The sequence below is a fragment of the Caballeronia sp. NCF2 genome (assembly GCF_023631205.1).
Lineage (GTDB): Bacteria > Pseudomonadota > Gammaproteobacteria > Burkholderiales > Burkholderiaceae > Caballeronia > Caballeronia zhejiangensis.
This window is the reverse complement of the sequence record NZ_JALQDN010000001.1, coordinates 108,891-128,019: the sequence shown is the minus strand read 5'-3', so window position 1 is coordinate 128,019 and position 19,129 is coordinate 108,891. Positions and strand designations below refer to the sequence as shown.

The following is a 19,129-nucleotide window of genomic DNA, read 5'->3' as shown; positions in this document are numbered from 1 at the left end:
GCTCACATTCGGCGCACTTTCACTTTGCGGCCTTTGAGCTTGCCCGCGCTCAGCTTGCGCACGGCGTCGTCCGCGACCTTTCGCTCGACGGCCACGTAGGTGACCATGTCCATCACGTTGATCTTGCCGATCTGCTTGCCGTCGAAGCCCGCTTCGCCGGTGAGCGCGCCGAGCACGTCGCCGGGGCGAATCTTGTCCTTGCGGCCGCCGAGAATTTGCAGCGTCGCCATCGGCGGCTTCAGATGACCCGGTTCCGCCGACGTCAGTTCGTCGAGCGGATGCCATTCCACTTCCGCGCGCTGCGCCTCTTCGATCGCGCCGACGCGCCCCATTTCGTCCATGCTCGCGAGCGACAGCGCCCAGCCTTCCTCATCGCCGCGACCGGTGCGGCCAATGCGATGCACATGCACTTCCGGGTCCGGCGTCACATCGACGTTGATCACCGCTTCCAGTTGCGCGATGTCGAGCCCGCGCGCGGCGACATCGGTGGCGACGAGCACCGAGCAACTGCGATTCGCGAACTGCACGAGCACCTGGTCGCGCTCGCGCTGCTCCAGTTCGCCGTGCAAGGTCAGCGCTTCGAAGCCTTGCGCGGACAGAACGTCGAGCAGATCGCGGCATTGCTGCTTCGTGTTGCAGAACGCGATCGTACTGACCGGGCGATAGTGATCGAGCAGCAAGCCGACGGCATGCAGGCGCTCGTGATCCTCGACCTGATAGAAGCGCTGCTTGATCTTCGCGTTGCTGTGCTGTTCCTGGAGCTTGATTTCGCGCGGATTGCGCAGGAACTGCTGGCTCAGTTTCGCGATGCCTTCCGGATACGTCGCCGAAAAGAGCAGCGTCTGACGATCTTTCGGGCATTGGCGCGCGACCGACGCGATATCGTCGAAGAAACCCATGTCGAGCATGCGATCCGCTTCGTCGAGGACGAGCGTGCGGACCGCATCGAGCGAAAGCGTCTCGCGCTGCAGGTGATCCATGATGCGTCCCGGCGTGCCGACGATGATATGCGCGCCGTGCTCGAGACTCGCGATCTGCGGGCGCATCGGCGTGCCGCCGCACAGCGTCAGCACTTTCACGTTCTCTTCCGCGCGCGCCAGGCGGCGGATTTCCTGCGTGACCTGATCGGCGAGTTCGCGCGTCGGACAGAGAACGAGCGCTTGCACCGCGAAGCGGGTCGCATCGAGTTTGGCGAGCAGCGGCAGCGTGAAAGCAGCGGTCTTGCCGCTGCCCGTTTTCGCCTGCGCGATGAGATCGTGGCCCGCGAGCGCCGGCGGCAGGCTCGCGGCCTGGATCGGCGTCATCGACAGATAGCCGAGCTGCTGCAGATTCGACTGCATCGCCGGCGAGAGCGGCAGGCTGCTGAAAGAGGTGTCGGTGGTCATGTCGGTTATCGCTTGCCGTGCGGCGTGATGTCCTGGACTTGCTCGTAGGTCACGTCGCCGTCCTTGGTCTCGTGGCGCGTGACGTAGTTGCGCGCGCCGCACATCGGGCAGCGGAACAGCAGGCCTTGGCCCTCGTTGTGAATATCGACGTCCGACAGCGCCCAATCGGCGCCGCAGGACTGGTTTCGGCAGGTGAACATGTTCGTATTTCTCGGTTCGTGGCGCGTTCGTGCGCTCAAAGGCGAAAGTGTACGCGTGTCTCGTGGCGGCGCGGTCGGCGCAAGTCCGCAAGAAATGCTAAAGCGGGTCGTGCTACGTTTCCTGACATCGGGTTTTCTTTCCTTTCGGAGCTGGCGATGAGCGAAAAGTCTTATGAGACGCGGCTCGCGCGCGTGGTCGCGTATATCCACGATCATCTCGACGACGCGCTCGATCTCAATCGGCTCGCCGAGGTGGCGTGTTTGTCGCCGTATCACTGGCATCGGATTTATCACGCGTTTTATGGAGAGACGGCGGCGGCGACCGTCCGACGCTTGCGGCTGCATCGCGCGTCGAACGAGCTTTTGCAGGGCGCCCTGCCGATCGATTCGATCGCCGAACACGCGGGTTACAGCAGCGTGCAGGCGTTTTCGCGGGCGTTTCAGGCGAGTTATCGGATTCCGCCGGCGCAGTTTCGCAGTGAGGGCGGCGCTTCGAGATTCGTTCCTTTGGATGAAGTTCGATCAGGAGATACGGCGATGCATCAGGTCGATATTCGTAGTCAGCGTGGATTTACGGTCGCGGCGATGGAGCATCGCGGGTCGTACATGAATATCGGGCGGGGGTTCGAGATGCTGTTTCACTGGCTCGCGGTGCGCGGGCTGGTCGATCCGCGGGCGCGCTCGCTCGGGATTTATTTCGATGATCCTTCCGCCGTCGCCGAAGACGATTTGCGCTCGATGGCTTGTTGTGAGCTCTTCTCCCCCGACGATGTGAAGTTCGAAGCACCGGTTTCGCGGGTGGAAGTCGCGGGTGGGGAGTTTGCGGTGCTCACGCATATCGGGCCGTATGCGCAGCTTTGTTTTGCGTATCAGTGGTTGTATGGGGAATGGTTGCCGCGCTCCGGGCGTGAAACCGGAGAGGCGCCGGTTTTCGAGGTTTATGTGAATGATCCGAGGGAGACCGCGCCGGGGGATCTGGTGACGGAGATTTGGTTGTCGTTGCGGCAAAGCGCGTGATGCGCGAAAAGAAAAACCCGTGCCGCTTGCGCGGACACGGGTTTGGATGATGCAGAGACAATCAGCAATCAAACATCAATATTCCCCGCGCGCAGCGCGTTATTCTCGATAAACGCCCGACGCGGCTCGACATCATCACCCATCAGCGTCGTAAAGATGCCATCCGCCGCGATCGCGTCCTCGATCTGCACGCGCAGCAAACGCCGCACGTTCGGATCCATCGTCGTTTCCCACAGCTGCTCGGGATTCATCTCGCCCAAGCCCTTATAGCGCTGCTTCGAAACGTTGCGCTCGGCATCCGCGATCAGCCACTTCATCGCGCTCTTGAAATCCGTCACCGCCATCGAGCGCTCGCCGCGCTTGATCAACGCGCCTTCGCCGATCAAGCCCTTGAAGGTATCCGCCGTCGAAACGAGCTGCTTGTAATCCGCGGTCAGCTGCAGGTCTTCGTCGAACACCGTGACCTTCACGTTGCCATGATGACGCCGCTTGACATGCAGCGAGCGCAGCTCACGCACCTGATCGTAAGCCGGTTCGACGCTCACTTCCGGCTTCAGCGGGTCGGCACGCAGACGCTCTTCCAGACGCTTCGCCGATGCCTCCGCCGCTTCTTGCGACGACAGATCGATCACCACGCCGTCCATCACGGCCTCCAGCGAAGCCGCGTCGTAAATGCGGCTGAGACGATCGACGACGGCCTGCGCCAGCAAATAAGCACGCGCGAGCTCGCCCAACGCATCGCCGGAGATCGGATCGGCGCCTTCGCTCGGGATGAGCTCGGACCCTTGCAACGCCAGCTTCAACATATGCTGGTTGAGCTCGTGCGCGTCCTTCATATAGCGCTCGTCCTTGCCCGCCTTGATCTTGTAAAGCGGCGGCTGCGCGATATAGATGTACCCGCGCTCGACGATCTCCGGCATCTGCCGATAGAAGAACGTGAGCAGCAGCGTGCGGATGTGCGCGCCGTCGACGTCCGCATCGGTCATGATGATGATGCGGTGATAGCGCAGCTTGTCGAGGTTGTAGTCGTCCTTGCCGATGCCGCAGCCGAGCGCCGTCACCAGCGTCACGATCTGCTCGGAAGACAGCAGTTTGTCGAAGCGCGCCTTCTCGACGTTCAGCACCTTGCCGCGCAGCGGCAGGATCGCCTGGAACTTGCGGTCGCGTCCCTGCTTCGCCGATCCACCCGCCGAGTCGCCCTCGACGATATAAATCTCGGACTTCGCCGGATCCTTCTCCTGACAATCCGCGAGCTTGCCCGGCAAACCGATGCCGTCGAGCACGCCCTTGCGACGCGTCATCTCACGCGCCTTGCGCGCGGCATCGCGAGCACGCGCGGCATCAACGATCTTGCCCGTGATGATCTTCGCGTCGTTCGGCGTTTCCTGCAGATAATCTTCCAGCGCCTTCGCGACGATTTCCTCGACCGGCGCGCGCACTTCCGACGACACGAGCTTGTCCTTCGTCTGCGAGCTGAACTTCGGCTCCGGCACCTTCACCGACAGCACGCACGACAAACCTTCGCGCATGTCATCGCCGGTGGTCTCGACCTTCGCCTTCTTCGCGATGTCGTTATCGGTGATGTACTTGTTGATGACGCGCGTCATCGCCGCGCGCAGGCCCGTCAAGTGCGTGCCGCCGTCGCGCTGCGGAATGTTGTTAGTGAAGCACAGCACGCTTTCGTTGAAGCTGTCGTTCCACTGCATCGCCACTTCGACGGTCACGTTCTCGCGCTCGCCGACCGCGTGGAATACGGTCGGATGCAGCACCTGCTTCGCCTTGTTGATGTACTCGACGAAACCCTTCACGCCGCCCGCGAACGCGAAATCGTCTTCCTTGCCGGTGCGCTGATCCGTCAAGCGAATCCGCACGCCGTTGTTCAGGAACGAAAGCTCGCGCATGCGCTTGGCGAGAATGTCGTAGTGGAATTCGACATTGCCGAAGATAGTCGCGTCCGCCAGAAAGTGCACTTCGGTGCCGCGATTTTCCGTTTCGCCGACGACCGGCATCGGCGAATACTGCACGCCGTCTTCCTCGACGAGCTCGCGGTTCTGCACGACGCCGCGCGCGAACTCCATGAAGTGCTTCTTGCCGTCGCGGCGCACGGTCAAGCGCAGCCATTCCGACAGCGCGTTCACGCACGACACGCCCACGCCGTGCAGGCCGCCCGACACCTTGTAGCTGTTCTGGTCGAATTTGCCGCCCGCGTGCAACTCGGTCATCACGATTTCGGCGGCGCTACGCTTCGGATCGTGCTTGTCGTCGCGCTTCAGACCCGTGGGCACGCCGCGGCCGTTGTCGGTGACGGAAATCGAGTTGTCCGCGTGAATGACGACGTGAATGTCGTCGCAATATCCGGCGAGCGCTTCGTCGATGGAGTTGTCCAGCACTTCGAAAACGAGGTGATGCAGACCGGTGCCATCCGACGTATCACCGATATACATGCCCGGCCGCTTGCGCACGGCCTCCAGACCCTCGAGGATCTGGATCGACGATGCGCCGTAGCTGTTGTCAGGCTTGTTGTCGGGTTGCGAATTTGTGTTTTCAGTCATGGATTTTTTCCGGTTCTGCGTCACTGCTTCGACACTGCTTCGATAACGCTGCGATTACTGCTCGAACTTTTCAAAACACCTTAAAAACGCCAAAGGGGCGCGCCGCCCCTTGGAGTGTTCTCGGTATTGCGTGCGTCAGATACGCATCGGCATCACCACATACTTGAATTCCTCGTTCTCGGGAATCGTGATGAGCGCGCTGGAATTGGCGTCGCCAAGGCTCACCTTGAGCGTGTCGACCTTCAGATTCGCGAGCACGTCGAGCAGATACGTGACGTTGAATCCGATATCGACGGAATCGCCCTGATAAGCGATTTCCAGTTCTTCCTGCGCCTCTTCCTGGTCCGCGTTCGTGGACATGATCTTGAGCTGGCCCGGCTCGACGAGGCAGCGCACGCCCTTGAACTTGTCGGACGTGAGAATCGCCGCGCGCTGCAGCGAGCGCTGCAACTCTTCGCGGCCGATCTCGAACGTGTTCTTGTGCGACTTCGGAATCACGCGCTGGAAGTCGGGGAACTTGCCCTCGACGAGCTTCGACACCAGTTCCACCTGACCGAAGCTGAACTTCACCTGCGTCGCGGCGATGTCGATCTTCAACGAGTCGTCGATGTCTTCGAGCAGGCGCTGCAACTCGAGAATCGTCTTGCGCGGAATGATGACTTCCTGACGCGGGAACGAACCTTCGATCTTCATCGACGAGAACGCGAGACGGTGGCCGTCGGTCGCGACCGCCATCAGCTGGTCGCCATCCACCACGAGCAGCATGCCGTTCAGGTAGTAGCGGATGTCCTGCTGGGCCATCGCGAAATAAACCATGCCGAGCAACTGGCGGAACGTCTTCTGCGGAACCGAAAGGCTCGCGCCGAAGTCAGTAGCCTGGTTGACCGTGGGAAATTCGTCGGCGGCGAGCGTCTGGAGCGCGAAGCGGCTCTTGCCCGAACGCACCGTGAGACGCTTGTCGGAGAGGTCGAGCACGACTTCGCCCGAAGGCATCGCGCGCAGAATGTCGAGCAGCTTGCGCGCTGCGACCGTCGTGGCGACCTGATCGCTGCCGACGCCGAAATCGGCGCGCGTCGTGATCTGGAGTTCGAGGTCGGTCGAGAGGAACGACACATCGGCGCCGTTCTTGGTGATGAGCAAATTCGCGAGGATCGGCAACGTATGGCGGCGTTCTACGATGCCGCTCACGGTTTGCAGCGGCCTTAGAAGATTATCTCGTTCGGTCTTGACCAGTTGCATAGAGTTCCTTCGTTGATGTGACGGCCTGTCCGCCGGTTTCGCCACCAGATTTGCCCGACGGACAACCTCGTAACACGCGTTGCCGGCCCCCCGCCGGTCACTCGCGAAAACTGCGCTCGAATGCCGCCCAGGCCACGGACGGCTAAACCTATATTGTGCCTCAAAACGGAACCGCTCCCTAAAAATGGGGACGTTTTCGTTAAAAAACAGGCCGCCGGGCGCAATAAATGACGCGTGCGTTCCTGGCAAAGCGTCGATCGGTCGCTTAGCCCTTCAGCGTCTGTTCGAGCACGTGCAGTTCGTGGTTCAACTGCGCATCGGTGCCGCGCTCGGCCGCGATCTTGCGCACCGCGTGGAGCACGGTCGTGTGATCGCGTCCGCCGAACAGTTCGCCGATCTCGGGCAGGCTCTTTTGCGTCAGTTCCTTCGCCAGATACATCGCGATCTGGCGCGGGCGCGCAATGTTAGCCGGCCTCTTTTTCGAATACATGTCGGCGACCTTGATGTTGTAGAAATCGGCCACCGTCTTCTGGATGTTCTCCACCGAGATCTGCCGGTTCTGCACCGTCAGCAGGTCTTTGAGCGCTTCCTTGGTCAGTTCGATCGTGATGTCGCGGCCATGGAACTTCGAATACGCGAGGATCTTGCGCAGCGCGCCTTCGAGCTCGCGCACGTTCGAGCGCAGATGCTTCGCGACGAAGAACGCGACGTCCTCCGACAGGCTCACGCCTTCCGACAGCGCCTTCCTCATCAGAATCGCGACGCGCATTTCCAGTTCGGGCGGCTCGATCGCGACCGTGAGACCGGAGTCGAAGCGCGAGATCAGGCGATCGTCGATGCCGGAGATTTCCTTCGGATACGTGTCGCTCGTGATGATGACCTGCGCCTTGTTCGCGACGAGCGCCTCGAACGCGTAGAAGAACTCTTCCTGCGTGCGCGACTTGCCGGAGAAGAACTGAATATCGTCGATGAGCAGCAGATCGAGCGAGTGGTAATAGCGCTTGAAGTCGTCGAACGCCTTGCGCTGGTACGCCTTCACGACATCGGACACGTATTGTTCAGCGTGGATGTAGCGGATGCGCGCGCCCGCCTTGTCCATCAGCAACTGATTGCCGATGGCGTGAATCAGGTGCGTCTTGCCGAGACCCACGCCGCCATACAGAAAGAGCGGGTTGTACGAAATGCCGGGGTTGTCCGCGACCTGAATGGCCGCCGCGCGCGCGAGCTGGTTCGCCTTACCGGTGACGAAGTTGTCGAACGTCAGCACCGGATTCAGCTTCGAGCGCTCGTAGGCGGAATCGTTTTCACCCGCGGCCGAAGGCGCGCCGCCCGGACGCCACGTGCGTCGGCCGGCAGCGGCTTCGTTGGCGTCGAGGCTCGGCAGGTCGAGATCGGCCTGATCTTCCTGCGTGGCTTGCGCCTGCTGTGCCGCTTCTGCGGCGAGCGCGTTGATGTGCGCGGTGGCGTTCGCATGCGCAACGACCGTCGGCGACTGAGGCGCGGCCGCAGCCGACGCCGGGGCGCGCGGCGCGACGGGCGCGCTCGCGGTCGGACGTGGCGCGGCATTCGGTCCGCCGCCGATGGCGTTGCGCGCGGTCGCTTTCGGATCGAGGACGAATTGCACGTCGATGGGCGCGCTGAAGAAGTCGCGCGCCACATCGGCGATGCGGCCCGAGAACTGGCTCTTCACCCAGTCGAGCTTGAAGCGATTGGGAGCGGCGATGCGCAAGGTGTTCGCGCCGGCATCGAAGTCGACCGGGGTCAGCGGCTTGATCCACGTGACGTACTGCTGCGGCGTGAGTTCGCGCGCAAGCAGTGCGGAACAGTGTTCCCAGAAATCGTTCATCGAATGCGGTCGTTATGGTTTGCTCCGCACCTGCGGGCCGTGCTTGCCGAACGTTCGGACAAGTCCCGGCACGGCCGAGCAGGGATGCTCCGGAGGCTTACGCCGCAAGGGTTTGCGGGCGGACGGCGGGCCGAAGCAGCGGGCGGATATTTGGGAGTAAGGCGAGATTCTAACGCCAAACGAGGGTGGCGCGCGAGTTATCCACAGGGTCAAATCAGCACGTCGGACGCGGTGGAAATGCGCCGGAATACGCGTTCGGTGGCGCTAAACTATTGACGGTCAATAGGAAAACGGTTTAAATAGCGGGTTCCGCGAAAACAGAATTCCTGAACCTCCGGCCATCGCGCTTGCAGTGACCACACTGGAGCCTTAGCCCGCGCGGTCAATCAACTCAAGTGAGAGCACCATGAAACGTACTTACCAACCTTCCGTTACCCGTCGCAAGCGCACCCACGGCTTTCGCGTTCGCATGAAGACCGCTGGCGGCCGCAAGGTCATCAACGCTCGCCGCGCGAAGGGCCGCAAGCGCCTGGCCATCTAAGTCTGCCGAGTGTTCGCTCGCGGTTGGATGTCGCACTCGACGGCGAGCCGCTCACGCGCCGCATAGAAGTCTTGAGACAGGACATCGTTCAGTTGCCGGCGCAGGCCGCGTTCCCCAAGGCCGCAAGGCTGCTGAAAACGGATGAGTTCTCATCCGTTTTTCGTTTGCGCCCCTGGCGCCGTTCGCCGCATTTCGTTCTGTACGGCAAGCCGTCCGGAAAGGAAGCGCGGCTCGGGCTGGTGATCGGCAAGAAGCAGGCGCCGCGCGCCGTCACGCGCAATCTGATCAAACGGCTTGCGCGCGATGCGTTCCGGCTGCGTCGCACGCAGTTGGACGGATTCGACATTCTCGTGCGGCTGCACGCGAAGATCGACCGCAAGGCAATGCCGAGCGCGAGCTCCCCGCCGCTTCGGGCGCTCGTCGGCAGCGAGCTGGAAACTTTGTTCGACCGTGCCGTGCGCGAAGCCGCGCGCCGCAGGGCCGAAACCGTGGCGGCGCCGCCCGAGGCGCCCGCCGTCGACGAATCATCCGGCCCGTCAGGGTCATGAAGCGCGGATTGCGCAGACTCGCCTCCACGGCAAGTCCGGCGCGCGGCGCGAAGCTTATGCAAACGGCACTCATCGCGTTGTTGCGCTTCTACAAGGTTGCTGTGAGCCCTCTGCTCGGCAACCGGTGCCGCTTTTATCCTTCCTGTTCCGACTACGCGCGCGAGGCAATCCAGTATCATGGCGCCGCGCATGGCACGTATCTCGCCGTGAAGCGGCTTTGCCGCTGCCATCCTCTTTCGGCGGGCGGCGTCGATCTCGTGCCGCCTCCCAACGCACAAGAATCTGGCGCGGACGCCACAAGCCCCGGGCAAGACAAGCTTTCAACACCAAACGGCGCTAAAGCGCTTTCCGATCGACACTGAGACAACGCATGGATATCAAACGCACCGTCCTATGGGTCATCTTCTTCGTGTCAGTTGTCCTGCTGTTCGACAACTGGCAACGCGACCATGGGCGCCCGTCGATGTTCTTCCCGAGCGCGACGCAACCGGCGAAGACCGCCAGCAACCCGGCACCGGGCTCGGCCGCATCCGGCGCGCAGCCGTCCGAACTGCCGAACGCGCCCGCGGGCACGGCCGCTCCCGGATCGACGACGCCGCCCGCCACGGCGCAATCGCAGCTCGTCAAGTTCACGACGGACGTGTATTCCGGTGAAATCGACACGCGCGGCGGCACGCTCTCCAAGCTTTCGCTGGTCAAGGAAGGCGACGGCAAGCAGCCGGACCTTTACATCACGCTGTTCGATCACACCGCGAACCACACGTATCTCGCGCGCACGGGCCTGCTCGGCGGCGATTTCCCGAATCACAACGACATCTTCACGCCCGTTCCCGGCCAGACTTCGCTGACGGGCGACGAAAAGACGCTGAAGATCGCGTTCGAATCGCCCGCGAAGGGTGGCGTGAAGGTCATCAAGACCTACACGTTCACGCGCGGCAGCTATGTGATCAACGTCGATACGAAGATCGAGAACGTGGGCACCGCGCCGGTCACGCCGAAGCTCTACATGGAGCTCGTGCGCGACAACACGCCGGTCGAGACGCCGCGCTTCTCGCATACCTTCATCGGGCCGGCGGTCTACACGGATCAGAAGCACTTCCAGAAGATCGACTTCTCCGACATCGACAAGAACAAGGCAACGTTCGAGACCTCGTCGGATAACGGCTGGATCGCGATGGTGCAGCACTATTTCGCGTCCGCGTGGATTCCGCAGCAAGGCGTGAAGCGCGACATCTACGTGCAGAAGATCGACCCGGACCTGTACCGCGTCGGCGTGACGATGCCCGCGCAGACCATCGCGCCGGGACAGACCGTGAACGTCGATGCGCGTCTCTTCGCCGGTCCGGAAGAAGAGCGCATGCTCGAAGGCATCGCGCCGGGTCTGGAGCTGGTGAAGGATTACGGCATGGTGACGATCATCGCCAAACCGCTCTTCTGGCTGCTCGAGAAGATTCACAGCTATGTCGGCAACTGGGGCTGGGCGATCGTGCTGCTCACGCTGCTCATCAAGGCCGTGTTCTTCCCGCTGTCGGCGGCGAGCTACAAGTCGATGGCGCGCATGAAGGAAATCACGCCGCGCATGCAGCAGATCCGCGAGCGCTTCAAGAGCGATCCGCAGAAGATGAACGCCGAACTGATGTCGCTGTACAAGACCGAGAAGGTCAATCCGTTCGGCGGCTGTCTGCCGGTCGTCGTGCAGATTCCGGTGTTCATCTCGCTGTACTGGGTGCTGCTGTCGTCGGTGGAAATGCGCGGCGCGCCGTGGATCGGCTGGATTCACGATCTGTCGCAGCAAGACCCGTATTTCATCCTGCCGGTGCTGATGGCCGTCTCGATGTTCCTGCAGACGAAGCTGAACCCCACGCCGCCGGACCCCGTTCAGGCCAAGATGATGATGTTCATGCCGATCGCGTTCTCGGTCATGTTCTTCTTCTTCCCGGCCGGTCTCGTGCTGTACTACGTGGTGAACAACGTGCTGTCGATCGCGCAGCAGTACTACATCACGCGCATGATGGGAAAGAGTAAGAAGGCGGCGTAAGCGCTGCGTCTGCTTTTGATGCGAAAACGCCCGGCTCTGGCCGGGCGTTTTGTTTTGGTGGAGTGGGAATTTACCGCTTCATCGATCCGTAGAACTGCTCGACGAGCTCCTCGAGCAAGTATCGATGATGCGGCGACAGCGCTTCGATCTTCGTCGCCAGTTCGAGCGTCTCCTCGGACGCGGGATATTGCTCGTCGCGCGCAAGCGGCTTCGGCGTGACCTGCGGATTGCCGCTCGGCGGCGGCCCGTAGTGCAGCCAGTGCTGGTCGACCTTGAACCAGTCGGCGAGCGTCTTCAGCTTGTCGGCGGTCGGGATCGAACGCGCGGTGAGCCACTTGTGCGCCGTCTGCGGCGAAACGGGCTCGCCTTGATAGCGCAGGTTGAAGTGCAATGCGAGATCAGTCGCTCCGCGCATCTTTTCGGGTGCGCGGGTCATCGAGAATTTGAGCCGCTCGGAGAAATCGGCCTTTTCTTGTGGTGTAGGCATGGGCTGGATTGTGCGAGGCAATCGCTGCTTACCAGTCAACCAATTGCGCTACTTTTGGCGCGAGGCTGCGCCTCTTTATCTTGATTAAGTGTTGTTGTTGATTGCCGTTTGGCAGCGAGCTTGCATCATATCGCCAATCGCTGCGCGGCTTGCGTTCTTCAATGCACGAAGTTTCGCTTTCCGTTTCGTTGGGATCCTCTATCTCAAAAAAGATAATTCATATGGGACGCTTCCGACAGCGCTGGACAAAGGGAATCAGACGCCGCGATACAATGCCCGCACTTTGAAACCATCACATTGCGCATCGACATGCTGAGCAACGACACCGATCCAATCGTCGCAATCGCCACCGCACCGGGGCGTGGCGGGATCGGCGTCGTGCGGCTGTCGTTCGGTCGCGCAGGCGAGGCCGCCGCGCAAAAGGCGATGCACGCGTTGTGCGGCCAGGCGCTCGCGCCGCGTCATGCGAGCTACGTGCCGTTTAGCGACGGCAACGGCGAAGCGCTCGACCGCGGCATCGCGCTCTATTTCCCCGCGCCCAACTCCTACACCGGCGAGCATGTGCTGGAGTTGCAAGGACACGGCGGCCCGATCGTGCTGCAACTCGTCCTGCAACGGGCGATCGAAGCCGGCCGCGATTTCGGCCTGCGGCTCGCCGAGCCGGGTGAATTCACGCGACGCGCGTTTCTCAACGACAAGCTCGATCTGGCGCAGGCGGAGGCCGTCGCCGATCTGATCGAAGCGAGCACCGAAGCCGCCGCGCGCTCGGCCGGGCGTTCGCTGGAAGGCGCGTTCTCGCGCGAGATCCATGCGCTGGTCGAAGACGTGATTACGCTGCGCATGCTCGTCGAAGCGACGCTGGATTTTCCCGAGGAAGAGATCGACTTTCTCGAAGCCGCGGACGCGCGCGGGAAGCTCGCGCGCATCCGCGAGCGGCTCGACACGGTTCTCGCCGACGCGCGTCAGGGCGCGCTTTTGCGCGAGGGTCTGTCGGTCGTGCTCGCGGGCCAGCCGAACGTGGGCAAGTCGTCGCTGCTGAATGCGCTCGCGGGCGCGGAACTGGCGATCGTCACGCCGATTGCCGGAACGACGCGCGACAAGGTCGCGCAGACGATTCAGGTCGAAGGCATTCCGCTGCACATCATCGACACGGCGGGGCTGCGCGAGACGCAGGACGAGGTGGAGCGCATTGGCATCGAGCGCACGTGGGGCGAAATCGAGCGCGCTGATGTCGTGCTGCATCTGCTCGATGCGCGCGAAGGCGTGACGCCGGAAGATCAGGCCATCGCGGCGCGCTTTCCGGCTGGCGTGCCCGTCGTGCGAGTGATGAACAAGACAGACCTCGCGGGCGCGCCGTCATCTGTGCGCGATGCGGAAGGTCACGCGCGCGAAGTCAATCTGTCGGCGAAAACCGGCGATGGCATTTCGCTGCTGCGCGACGAGCTGCTGAAGATCGCGGGCTGGCAAGCGGGCGCAGAGAGCGTGTATCTCGCCCGCGAGCGCCATCTGATCGCGCTGCGCGAGGCGCGGGAACATCTCGCGCTCGCCGCCGGACATGCCGACCAACAGTCGCAAGTGCTCGATCTTTTCGCGGAAGAACTGCGGCTCGCGCAAGACGATCTCAACGCGATCACGGGCGAATTCACTTCCGATGACTTGCTCGGCGTGATTTTTAGCCGCTTCTGCATCGGAAAGTAGACGTCCAAATAACTACGCGCCCGCCGGTTTGCCGAGCTCGCGCAATTCCACGCTGAGCTTTTCGCTTTCTTCCGGCCGTCCGTGAAACGCGGCAGGCGTGTTCTGGAACATCTCGATCCGGTACACGCCATCGCAAAGCGACAGCACCATCGTCTGAACCGCGCTCAGACTCGGCTCGAGCGCCGTCGCGCCGCGCGGCCACATGCCCGCGACGGCACGCAGCAGCAACGTCTGCCCGTTCGCCATGCGCCTCACCTCGCGCACCTTCGCGACGAAACGCGGCGTCGGATGCTGGGCGAATATCGGCTGAAGATGCGCCTCGATGCAGGCGCGCCCGTCGATGGCGCTGCCGTCGAAACCGACAAGACTGCCGCGCTCCGTGAAGCGCGCCGCCATCGCGGCCGCGTCCTGCCTGTTCCAGTCGTCGAGCAGGCCGAAATACACGCGCCGCGCGCTTGCGGTCCAATCGTCCGGCTGACTCATGCTGCTTTTTTCCATGCCGCGGCGAAAATGCCCGCGCCCATCAGGAGCGCGCCGCCGGTGCGGTTCACCGCGCGCTGCACGGAAGGCTTGCGGATCGCCTTGCGCGCGCCGGACGCGAGCAGCGCGTAGGCGAACGCGTTGGCGGCCGCCAGTCCGACGAAGGTTGCTTCGAGAATCGCGATCTGCGACACGCTCGCCGCGTGGGGATCGACGAATTGCGGCACGAACGCGACGAAGAAAATGATGCTCTTCGGGTTCAACGTCGTGACGGCGTACGCGTGGGCCATGATTCGGCTCGTGCGCAGTTCGCCGGTAGGCTGGACCGCGTCCGTATCGACCACCGGCGCGCGCCAAAGCTTGATGCCGAGGTACACGAGATACGCCGCGCCGATCCACTTCACGACCATGAACAATTCAGCCGATGCCGCCAGCACCACGCCGAGGCCGAGCATCGATGCGGTCATCGCGGTAAGGTCGCCGAGCGCGACGCCGATGGTCGTCGCGAATGCGTACTTGCGGCCGTGGCCGAGCGCGTAGGACACGACGAGCAGCACGGTCGGGCCGGGAATCGCGACGAGGATCGCCGACGCGATCGCGAACGGCAGCCATTGGGCAAGGGTCATGCTTGATCTCCAGAGTTCGATGCGTCGATTTATCCATGAACGCCGAACGCTTGCAATAGGCCGATTGGCCATCTTGACGCGCGCAGAGCGCATCGGTCGTTATGTATTGGATCAGTCTCACGGGCGTCTAATGCAACGCACCACGCGCGCGCGGCAGGCAAATTGTCACAGTCCTTCCGGCATAAGAGCGAGCTTTCATTTCTTTTCGCGCTTCGTTTTCGCGATTTTTAACTGGATTTCAATTGCCGCTTCACTTGAAAAGCGCCTGCGACATTCTGACGTGTTGCGGTCGCACATAACATATGCTTGCAAGTTTGCCTCCGTCAACTAGCATGAGTTTTGCGGTCAGCCGCTTTTAAATACATAGCTAATTTCGAAACGGTTTCGTTTGGGGGCTATACATGAAAAGACGCGTCGGTATTCTCTTCGCGATGATGGGTTTGTTTGCAACCGTTTCCGCAGCGCAAGCCCAGGACGGCGTTATTCAGCCTCAGCAGACGTTCACTTTCAGACCAAACTCGTATGGCTGCTTATCCAAGGACAAGTTCGATTCGGCCGATCAACACGCGAAAGCCGGCGAGCATCAGAAGATGCAGCAGTTCTTCGAGGGTTTCGAATGCATTTCGACTCCGGTCGATTCGCATTTTCGCGTGATTCGCGTGGTGGGCCATGACATCGAATTCGTCAACGCCTCAAATAGCGACACGCAAGGTATGTGGACCGCGGATCGTTTCATCGATCAATAAGCGGTTCCTCGCAGAATATCTAGCCGACGATCCGGCGCGATTATTGAATTGCGCCGGAAGCGGGATTTATCCGTGAATTGATCGTCGGCAACAGGCCATCAATCCATTCCGCCGCGATCGAAGCACGATCGTGCGCGTCGGCGTCTTCCAAATTTCCTTCGATTCCCCGCACAATGTCGGTTTGGCGCGCAAACGCTCGCGCCATCTCGACAATTCTTTTCCGCTGGCCGAAAGACCGGCGTCCGATGCTAAATGGCTCTCAAATCCACGATCTACAAGGCAGACCTGCAAATTGCCGACATGGATCGCCACTACTACGGCGATCATTCCCTGACCATTGCGCGCCATCCCTCGGAGACGGACGAACGGATGATGGTGCGCGTCGCCGCGTTCGGCATGTTCGCCGACGAGCGTCTCGAATTCTGCAAAGGCTTGTCCGACACGGATGAGCCCGATCTGTGGCAAAAGGATCTCACCGGGCAGATCCAGACGTGGATCGAAGTCGGCCAGCCGGACGAACGGCGCATCTCGAAGGCGAGTGGCCGCTCGGAGCGCGTGATCGTGATCGCGTATGCGGGAAAGACCGCGGATATCTGGTGGAACGGCGTGAAGGGCAAGGTCGAACGGTTGCAGAACGTGACGGTCTGGTCGCTCGCGGATGGCATCGCAGAAGCGCTCGGCAAGCTGGCCGAACGGACGATGCGTTTGCAGATGATGGTGCAGGACGGCGACGTCACGCTAGGCAGCGAGACTGCCGACGCCGTCGCGATCCGCTGGAACGTTCTGAAGGACGGCGCGGCCTGAACATCAGACGTCGGGCCGACCTTTGAACTCGATCATGTTGCCTTCCGGATCGAAGAAATAGAGCGACGGGCCGAAGCCTTCGGCGCCGTATCGTCGCGCCTCTTCACCGATGCGCGCGCCATGCTTTTCGAGATGCGCGCGTAACGTGTCGGCATCGAACGGTTCGACGCGCACGCACAGATGATCCATATTGCGACCCGCGCCGGGCTGACCGCTCTCCGGCCGATCGATTTTCGCGCCGACGGCCAGCAGATCGACCAGCGAACGGCCCGCGCGCATCTGCACGAGGCCGATATCGCGCTGCTCCTTCTCGACCGGACAACCTAATACGACGCGATAGAAGTCCACCATGCGGTCGAGATCGGCGCAGCGGATGACGACGTGGTCGATTTCGCGGATTTCGAAGTGCATGCGGGCCTCGCATGTTTTGTATGGCGATCAGTTTAGCCGGTTGGGGAAGTGCAGATGGGTGCAGAAATGGGAAAGGGCCTGGGGTTTGAGACAGGCCCTTTGGATTCGTGGTGGAGAGGAGGGCTCCTGAACTGTTGTAAAAACACCAAAGCAATAGTACCGAATATCTGGTGGCGACTCTTCAACGTGCCCCATGACATGCCCCAAAGTCGGTTAGGCTGGGAATCCTGCCAAGAATTTTCGACCGCAGAAATTGCAACAGCACTACTAAGGCACCCCCGCTTGAGTAATTATCGCCCGATATGCTCAAACGGGTATGCCTATTCTTTTGCCCGGAAGCTGTTTGATTGTCGGGGCGCGTCGCGTTCCGGCCGACGACATGTTCATATATTGCCCTCGCGCAGGCGACTTAAAACTTCAGCCGCCTCTGCGTCGCATGCTCGTCCATCTGTCGGGCCATGTCTTCCCACGAATCCGCAATACGACGACACAGCCGTTTGGCACGATGCCACATTTTGCCAACGCTCCGACACCCCTCATCGGGCAGTCAGCCTGTCGGAAACTCTGCACCGGTCAGCTCAATTCCACAGCCGACGGGCAGTGGTGCCGCAATATCTCGGTCTTTGCATCGGCCGCTTGCGGGGCATCGCAATCGATGTATCAGAGTCGTTCTCAAGTTTTAACTGGACTGCCGGTATGTCGCGATATTGGGGGCTCACAGTCAATGGATGTCGGCACAGCGAGAATTCCCGCTTAGACACACGCCAATTGCTGCTCGTTGACCACGAGCTAACTTATGGCTCTGCGCTGTACGCTTGCACAATTCGCGCGAGCGTCCCACAAGGCGTGATGCCGGTGACCATGCTCGGCAAAAAACTCACCTTGCCGAAATGAGTCTATCTTGCTCCAAATGCTCTCGTGCCGCCATCCTGGTGGAAGCCCGCCGCCGATTAAAACTTCCAGCAATTTCAGGTCGCCGTCATAGTCATAGCAAATAACCGGATTGTCTCGACGGGGAAAACGTCGGAGCCACTCCTGGACTTCCCGCCGGAGCTCCAGATATGGCATGGACCGCGCCGCGGGCATGCCGAGTTGCGGCAAGACCACTTCCTGCACAAAGCCGCTGCAGCGGGAACGGTCAAAGTCGCTCGACTCCCCGTAAAACTCTGTGCCATTTTCAGCAACAAGCGCGATGCTAATCAGCTCCCGGTCCTGCAGGTTCGTGAATTCGGTATCTATAAACACGCGCATGCTCATGATTGAGTCGTCTGATGTCGGGACGTTCTAGGGTACAGGTCCGGCCGGTCTATGCCTTGGACCAAGCTCCATTGACTGTGAGCCGGCGCACGGGCGGACAGCTTGACCTAACTACGGTTTTCGTTTCAAAGCACAACTGCATCCACCCGAGTGGAATGCGCCCGCACCCAGTGTCGAGCGCCGCTCGGAGCACGACCGCAACGAGCTCGCGGCGCGATTTCACAACCGCCAGGACTTCGCGCAGTCCGTTCTTCACGATGGCGCGCCACGCGTCTGGCGACACGATGCCCAGCTTCTCTTGGACAACTTCGGCACCATCCGCCTCAGCTTGTGCGACGGCTCCACGACGGGCGGTCCTGGCCGTCCCGGTGTAGCTCAAAATGTGCTTCCCCTTAGTGGCACGTGCATACTCAGCGAATAGCCTTTTCGCGGTACGCACGATGGCCGCATCATCTATTTGCGCCGCAACGCGGAGCAAATCCATCGGCGTCAGGCTCTCGACCTTCCGGCAGTAGCCCATATTCTTCGTGTTGTAGCTCACAGCCCGCTGGGCGTCCACGTGCCCGATGATTGCGACGGCCGCTTGCGCCTCTTCGCAAATCGCGATGCCGGCCTCCTTTCCAGCCTGGCGCCAATGGCCCGAGACGATGCTGAATGCGTCGTCCAGTGCCGCACGCCATGAATGACCCTTGATTTCCTCGGCATGCGCCACATCACACAGAAAGCTGACGTGGAAGTGGGGGTGCCAGCCGTGCGCGCCCAGCGTCATCTCGAATCGCCGTACACATCCAACAACGCCCAGCTTGCGAGCGAGCTCCTTCCAGATGGGCCTGCTGCGAAGACACTCCCAGACCGAATCTAGGCGCTCCAGGACATCCGACAGGGGTTCGCAGACCAAGTGCGGAACAGTAAGCACTGAATCGACGAGAATGCCGCCGGACTGATAGTGGTCTTGAACAATGCGGGAAACTATCCGCCGCTCCTTGGCCATTTTTCGAGCATGGCAAACAGGACAGGTGTGTCCCGCATCGCAGACCATGAGCCCTCCAAGATGAGTGCCGCCGCGCTCGGTTGTACCGACAGATACCGACGAGGCACCCAGGCGGTGACGCATGCACGCAGTTACGCGGCTGTCAGGAAGAATCTCCCGAACGATGTTCTGGAGAGCAATGTTTTCGCGTTTGCTTCCATCCCGATTCAAGAACGGGATGGCAGACAAGACTTGCTTGATGTTCGACATGGACGCACTCGATG

The 19,129-nt window shown here is 61.3% G+C and carries 19 protein-coding genes; 8 read left to right on the top strand and 11 right to left on the bottom strand.

What is annotated here, in order from left to right; genetic code table 11:
- Positions 1-2: 2 nt before the first annotated feature.
- Complete coding sequence (gene dbpA, locus NCS02_RS00605; RefSeq protein WP_250522825.1) at positions 3-1,385, bottom strand: ATP-dependent RNA helicase DbpA; 1,383 nt, start codon at positions 1,383-1,385, stop codon at positions 3-5.
- Between the two features lie 5 nt (positions 1,386-1,390).
- Positions 1,391-1,585 carry a hypothetical protein gene (locus NCS02_RS00600; RefSeq protein WP_250497168.1) on the bottom strand — a complete coding sequence of 65 codons (195 nt, stop codon included), beginning with the start codon at positions 1,583-1,585 and terminating at the stop codon, positions 1,391-1,393.
- A 156-nt stretch (positions 1,586-1,741) separates the two neighbouring features.
- Here NCS02_RS00600 and NCS02_RS00595 point away from each other — a divergent pair, with 156 nt between their 5' ends.
- Positions 1,742-2,602 (top strand): AraC family transcriptional regulator, encoded by an 861-nt coding sequence (locus tag NCS02_RS00595; protein ID WP_250522870.1) that lies wholly within the window; start codon positions 1,742-1,744, stop codon positions 2,600-2,602.
- 68 nt (positions 2,603-2,670) lie between these two features.
- Here the strand turns inward: NCS02_RS00595 and gyrB are convergent, their stop codons facing one another.
- The 3 genes from gyrB to dnaA form a co-directional block, all read right to left on the bottom strand.
- Complete coding sequence (gyrB, locus tag NCS02_RS00590; RefSeq protein ID WP_008352217.1) at positions 2,671-5,154, bottom strand: DNA topoisomerase (ATP-hydrolyzing) subunit B; 2,484 nt, start codon at positions 5,152-5,154, stop codon at positions 2,671-2,673.
- 135 nt (positions 5,155-5,289) lie between these two features.
- Complete coding sequence (gene dnaN, locus NCS02_RS00585; protein ID WP_008352220.1) at positions 5,290-6,393, bottom strand: DNA polymerase III subunit beta; 1,104 nt, start codon at positions 6,391-6,393, stop codon at positions 5,290-5,292.
- Positions 6,394-6,658: 265 nt separating this feature from the next.
- The gene (gene dnaA / locus NCS02_RS00580) at positions 6,659-8,239 is read right to left on the bottom strand and encodes a chromosomal replication initiator protein DnaA (RefSeq protein ID WP_250522824.1); all 1,581 of its coding nucleotides are present in this window, start codon (positions 8,237-8,239) and stop codon (positions 6,659-6,661) included.
- Between the two features lie 406 nt (positions 8,240-8,645).
- Between dnaA and rpmH the strand changes: the two genes are divergently transcribed.
- From rpmH to yidC, 4 genes are all read left to right on the top strand, one after another.
- Entirely contained in the window at positions 8,646-8,780 is a 135-nt protein-coding gene (rpmH, locus tag NCS02_RS00575) for a 50S ribosomal protein L34 (protein ID WP_004198824.1), read from the top strand.
- Between the two features lie 83 nt (positions 8,781-8,863).
- Positions 8,864-9,328 (top strand): ribonuclease P protein component, encoded by a 465-nt coding sequence (gene rnpA, locus NCS02_RS00570; RefSeq protein ID WP_308196617.1) that lies wholly within the window; start codon positions 8,864-8,866, stop codon positions 9,326-9,328.
- Between the two features lie 56 nt (positions 9,329-9,384).
- Entirely contained in the window at positions 9,385-9,690 is a 306-nt protein-coding gene (gene yidD / locus NCS02_RS00565; protein WP_250438780.1) for a membrane protein insertion efficiency factor YidD, read from the top strand.
- An 8-nt stretch (positions 9,691-9,698) separates the two neighbouring features.
- The gene (gene yidC, locus NCS02_RS00560; protein ID WP_008352228.1) at positions 9,699-11,366 is read left to right on the top strand and encodes a membrane protein insertase YidC; all 1,668 of its coding nucleotides are present in this window, start codon (positions 9,699-9,701) and stop codon (positions 11,364-11,366) included.
- Between the two features lie 70 nt (positions 11,367-11,436).
- Here yidC and NCS02_RS00555 read toward each other — a convergent pair whose 3' ends face one another.
- On the bottom strand, positions 11,437-11,853 hold the full coding sequence (locus NCS02_RS00555; protein ID WP_008352229.1) for a transcriptional regulator: 417 nt from the start codon (positions 11,851-11,853) through the stop codon (positions 11,437-11,439).
- A 309-nt stretch (positions 11,854-12,162) separates the two neighbouring features.
- Between NCS02_RS00555 and mnmE the strand changes: the two genes are divergently transcribed.
- On the top strand, positions 12,163-13,551 hold the full coding sequence (gene mnmE / locus NCS02_RS00550) for a tRNA uridine-5-carboxymethylaminomethyl(34) synthesis GTPase MnmE (protein WP_008352230.1): 1,389 nt from the start codon (positions 12,163-12,165) through the stop codon (positions 13,549-13,551).
- Positions 13,552-13,563: 12 nt separating this feature from the next.
- On the opposite strand, the gene NCS02_RS00545 is transcribed toward mnmE, so the two are convergent.
- The gene (locus NCS02_RS00545) at positions 13,564-14,034 is read right to left on the bottom strand and encodes an SgcJ/EcaC family oxidoreductase (RefSeq protein ID WP_175979695.1); all 471 of its coding nucleotides are present in this window, start codon (positions 14,032-14,034) and stop codon (positions 13,564-13,566) included.
- Positions 14,031-14,657 (bottom strand): LysE family translocator, encoded by a 627-nt coding sequence (locus tag NCS02_RS00540; protein ID WP_175979694.1) that lies wholly within the window; start codon positions 14,655-14,657, stop codon positions 14,031-14,033. Before NCS02_RS00540 ends, NCS02_RS00545 begins: the two co-directional genes overlap by 4 nt.
- Positions 14,658-15,058: 401 nt before the next feature.
- Here NCS02_RS00540 and sap1 point away from each other — a divergent pair, with 401 nt between their 5' ends.
- Both sap1 and NCS02_RS00530 read left to right on the top strand, forming a co-directional pair.
- Entirely contained in the window at positions 15,059-15,403 is a 345-nt protein-coding gene (gene sap1 / locus NCS02_RS00535) for a surface attachment protein Sap1 (protein ID WP_008352233.1), read from the top strand.
- A 252-nt stretch (positions 15,404-15,655) separates the two neighbouring features.
- Positions 15,656-16,207, top strand: a complete 552-nt coding sequence (locus NCS02_RS00530; protein WP_033536561.1) for a YaeQ family protein — start codon at positions 15,656-15,658, stop codon at positions 16,205-16,207.
- Between the two features lie 3 nt (positions 16,208-16,210).
- Here NCS02_RS00530 and NCS02_RS00525 read toward each other — a convergent pair whose 3' ends face one another.
- The 3 genes from NCS02_RS00525 to NCS02_RS00515 form a co-directional block, all read right to left on the bottom strand.
- A complete protein-coding gene (locus NCS02_RS00525; RefSeq protein ID WP_175979693.1) occupies positions 16,211-16,618 on the bottom strand; it encodes a VOC family protein in 408 nt (135 codons plus the stop codon).
- A gap of 789 nt (positions 16,619-17,407) precedes the next feature.
- Positions 17,408-17,875, bottom strand: coding sequence for a 3'-5' exonuclease family protein (locus NCS02_RS00520; protein WP_250522823.1), 468 nt, complete (start codon positions 17,873-17,875; stop codon positions 17,408-17,410).
- Positions 17,876-17,924: 49 nt separating this feature from the next.
- The gene (locus tag NCS02_RS00515) at positions 17,925-19,115 is read right to left on the bottom strand and encodes a rep family protein (protein ID WP_250522822.1); all 1,191 of its coding nucleotides are present in this window, start codon (positions 19,113-19,115) and stop codon (positions 17,925-17,927) included.
- Positions 19,116-19,129 lie beyond the last annotated feature (14 nt).

Coding starts and splice junctions, on each gene's coding strand:
- dbpA (WP_250522825.1), bottom strand. CDS start 1,385: ATGACCACCGACACCTCTTTCAGCAGCCTGCCGCTCTCGCCGGCGATG.
- NCS02_RS00600 (WP_250497168.1), bottom strand. CDS start 1,585: ATGTTCACCTGCCGAAACCAGTCCTGCGGCGCCGATTGGGCGCTGTCG.
- NCS02_RS00595 (WP_250522870.1), top strand. CDS start 1,742: ATGAGCGAAAAGTCTTATGAGACGCGGCTCGCGCGCGTGGTCGCGTAT.
- gyrB (WP_008352217.1), bottom strand. CDS start 5,154: ATGACTGAAAACACAAATTCGCAACCCGACAACAAGCCTGACAACAGC.
- dnaN (WP_008352220.1), bottom strand. CDS start 6,393: ATGCAACTGGTCAAGACCGAACGAGATAATCTTCTAAGGCCGCTGCAA.
- dnaA (WP_250522824.1), bottom strand. CDS start 8,239: ATGAACGATTTCTGGGAACACTGTTCCGCACTGCTTGCGCGCGAACTC.
- rpmH (WP_004198824.1), top strand. CDS start 8,646: ATGAAACGTACTTACCAACCTTCCGTTACCCGTCGCAAGCGCACCCAC.
- yidD (WP_250438780.1), top strand. CDS start 9,385: ATGCAAACGGCACTCATCGCGTTGTTGCGCTTCTACAAGGTTGCTGTG.
- yidC (WP_008352228.1), top strand. CDS start 9,699: ATGGATATCAAACGCACCGTCCTATGGGTCATCTTCTTCGTGTCAGTT.
- NCS02_RS00555 (WP_008352229.1), bottom strand. CDS start 11,853: ATGCCTACACCACAAGAAAAGGCCGATTTCTCCGAGCGGCTCAAATTC.
- mnmE (WP_008352230.1), top strand. CDS start 12,163: ATGCTGAGCAACGACACCGATCCAATCGTCGCAATCGCCACCGCACCG.
- NCS02_RS00545 (WP_175979695.1), bottom strand. CDS start 14,034: ATGAGTCAGCCGGACGATTGGACCGCAAGCGCGCGGCGCGTGTATTTC.
- NCS02_RS00540 (WP_175979694.1), bottom strand. CDS start 14,657: ATGACCCTTGCCCAATGGCTGCCGTTCGCGATCGCGTCGGCGATCCTC.
- sap1 (WP_008352233.1), top strand. CDS start 15,059: ATGAAAAGACGCGTCGGTATTCTCTTCGCGATGATGGGTTTGTTTGCA.
- NCS02_RS00530 (WP_033536561.1), top strand. CDS start 15,656: ATGGCTCTCAAATCCACGATCTACAAGGCAGACCTGCAAATTGCCGAC.
- NCS02_RS00525 (WP_175979693.1), bottom strand. CDS start 16,618: ATGCACTTCGAAATCCGCGAAATCGACCACGTCGTCATCCGCTGCGCC.
- NCS02_RS00520 (WP_250522823.1), bottom strand. CDS start 17,875: ATGAGCATGCGCGTGTTTATAGATACCGAATTCACGAACCTGCAGGAC.
- NCS02_RS00515 (WP_250522822.1), bottom strand. CDS start 19,115: ATGTCGAACATCAAGCAAGTCTTGTCTGCCATCCCGTTCTTGAATCGG.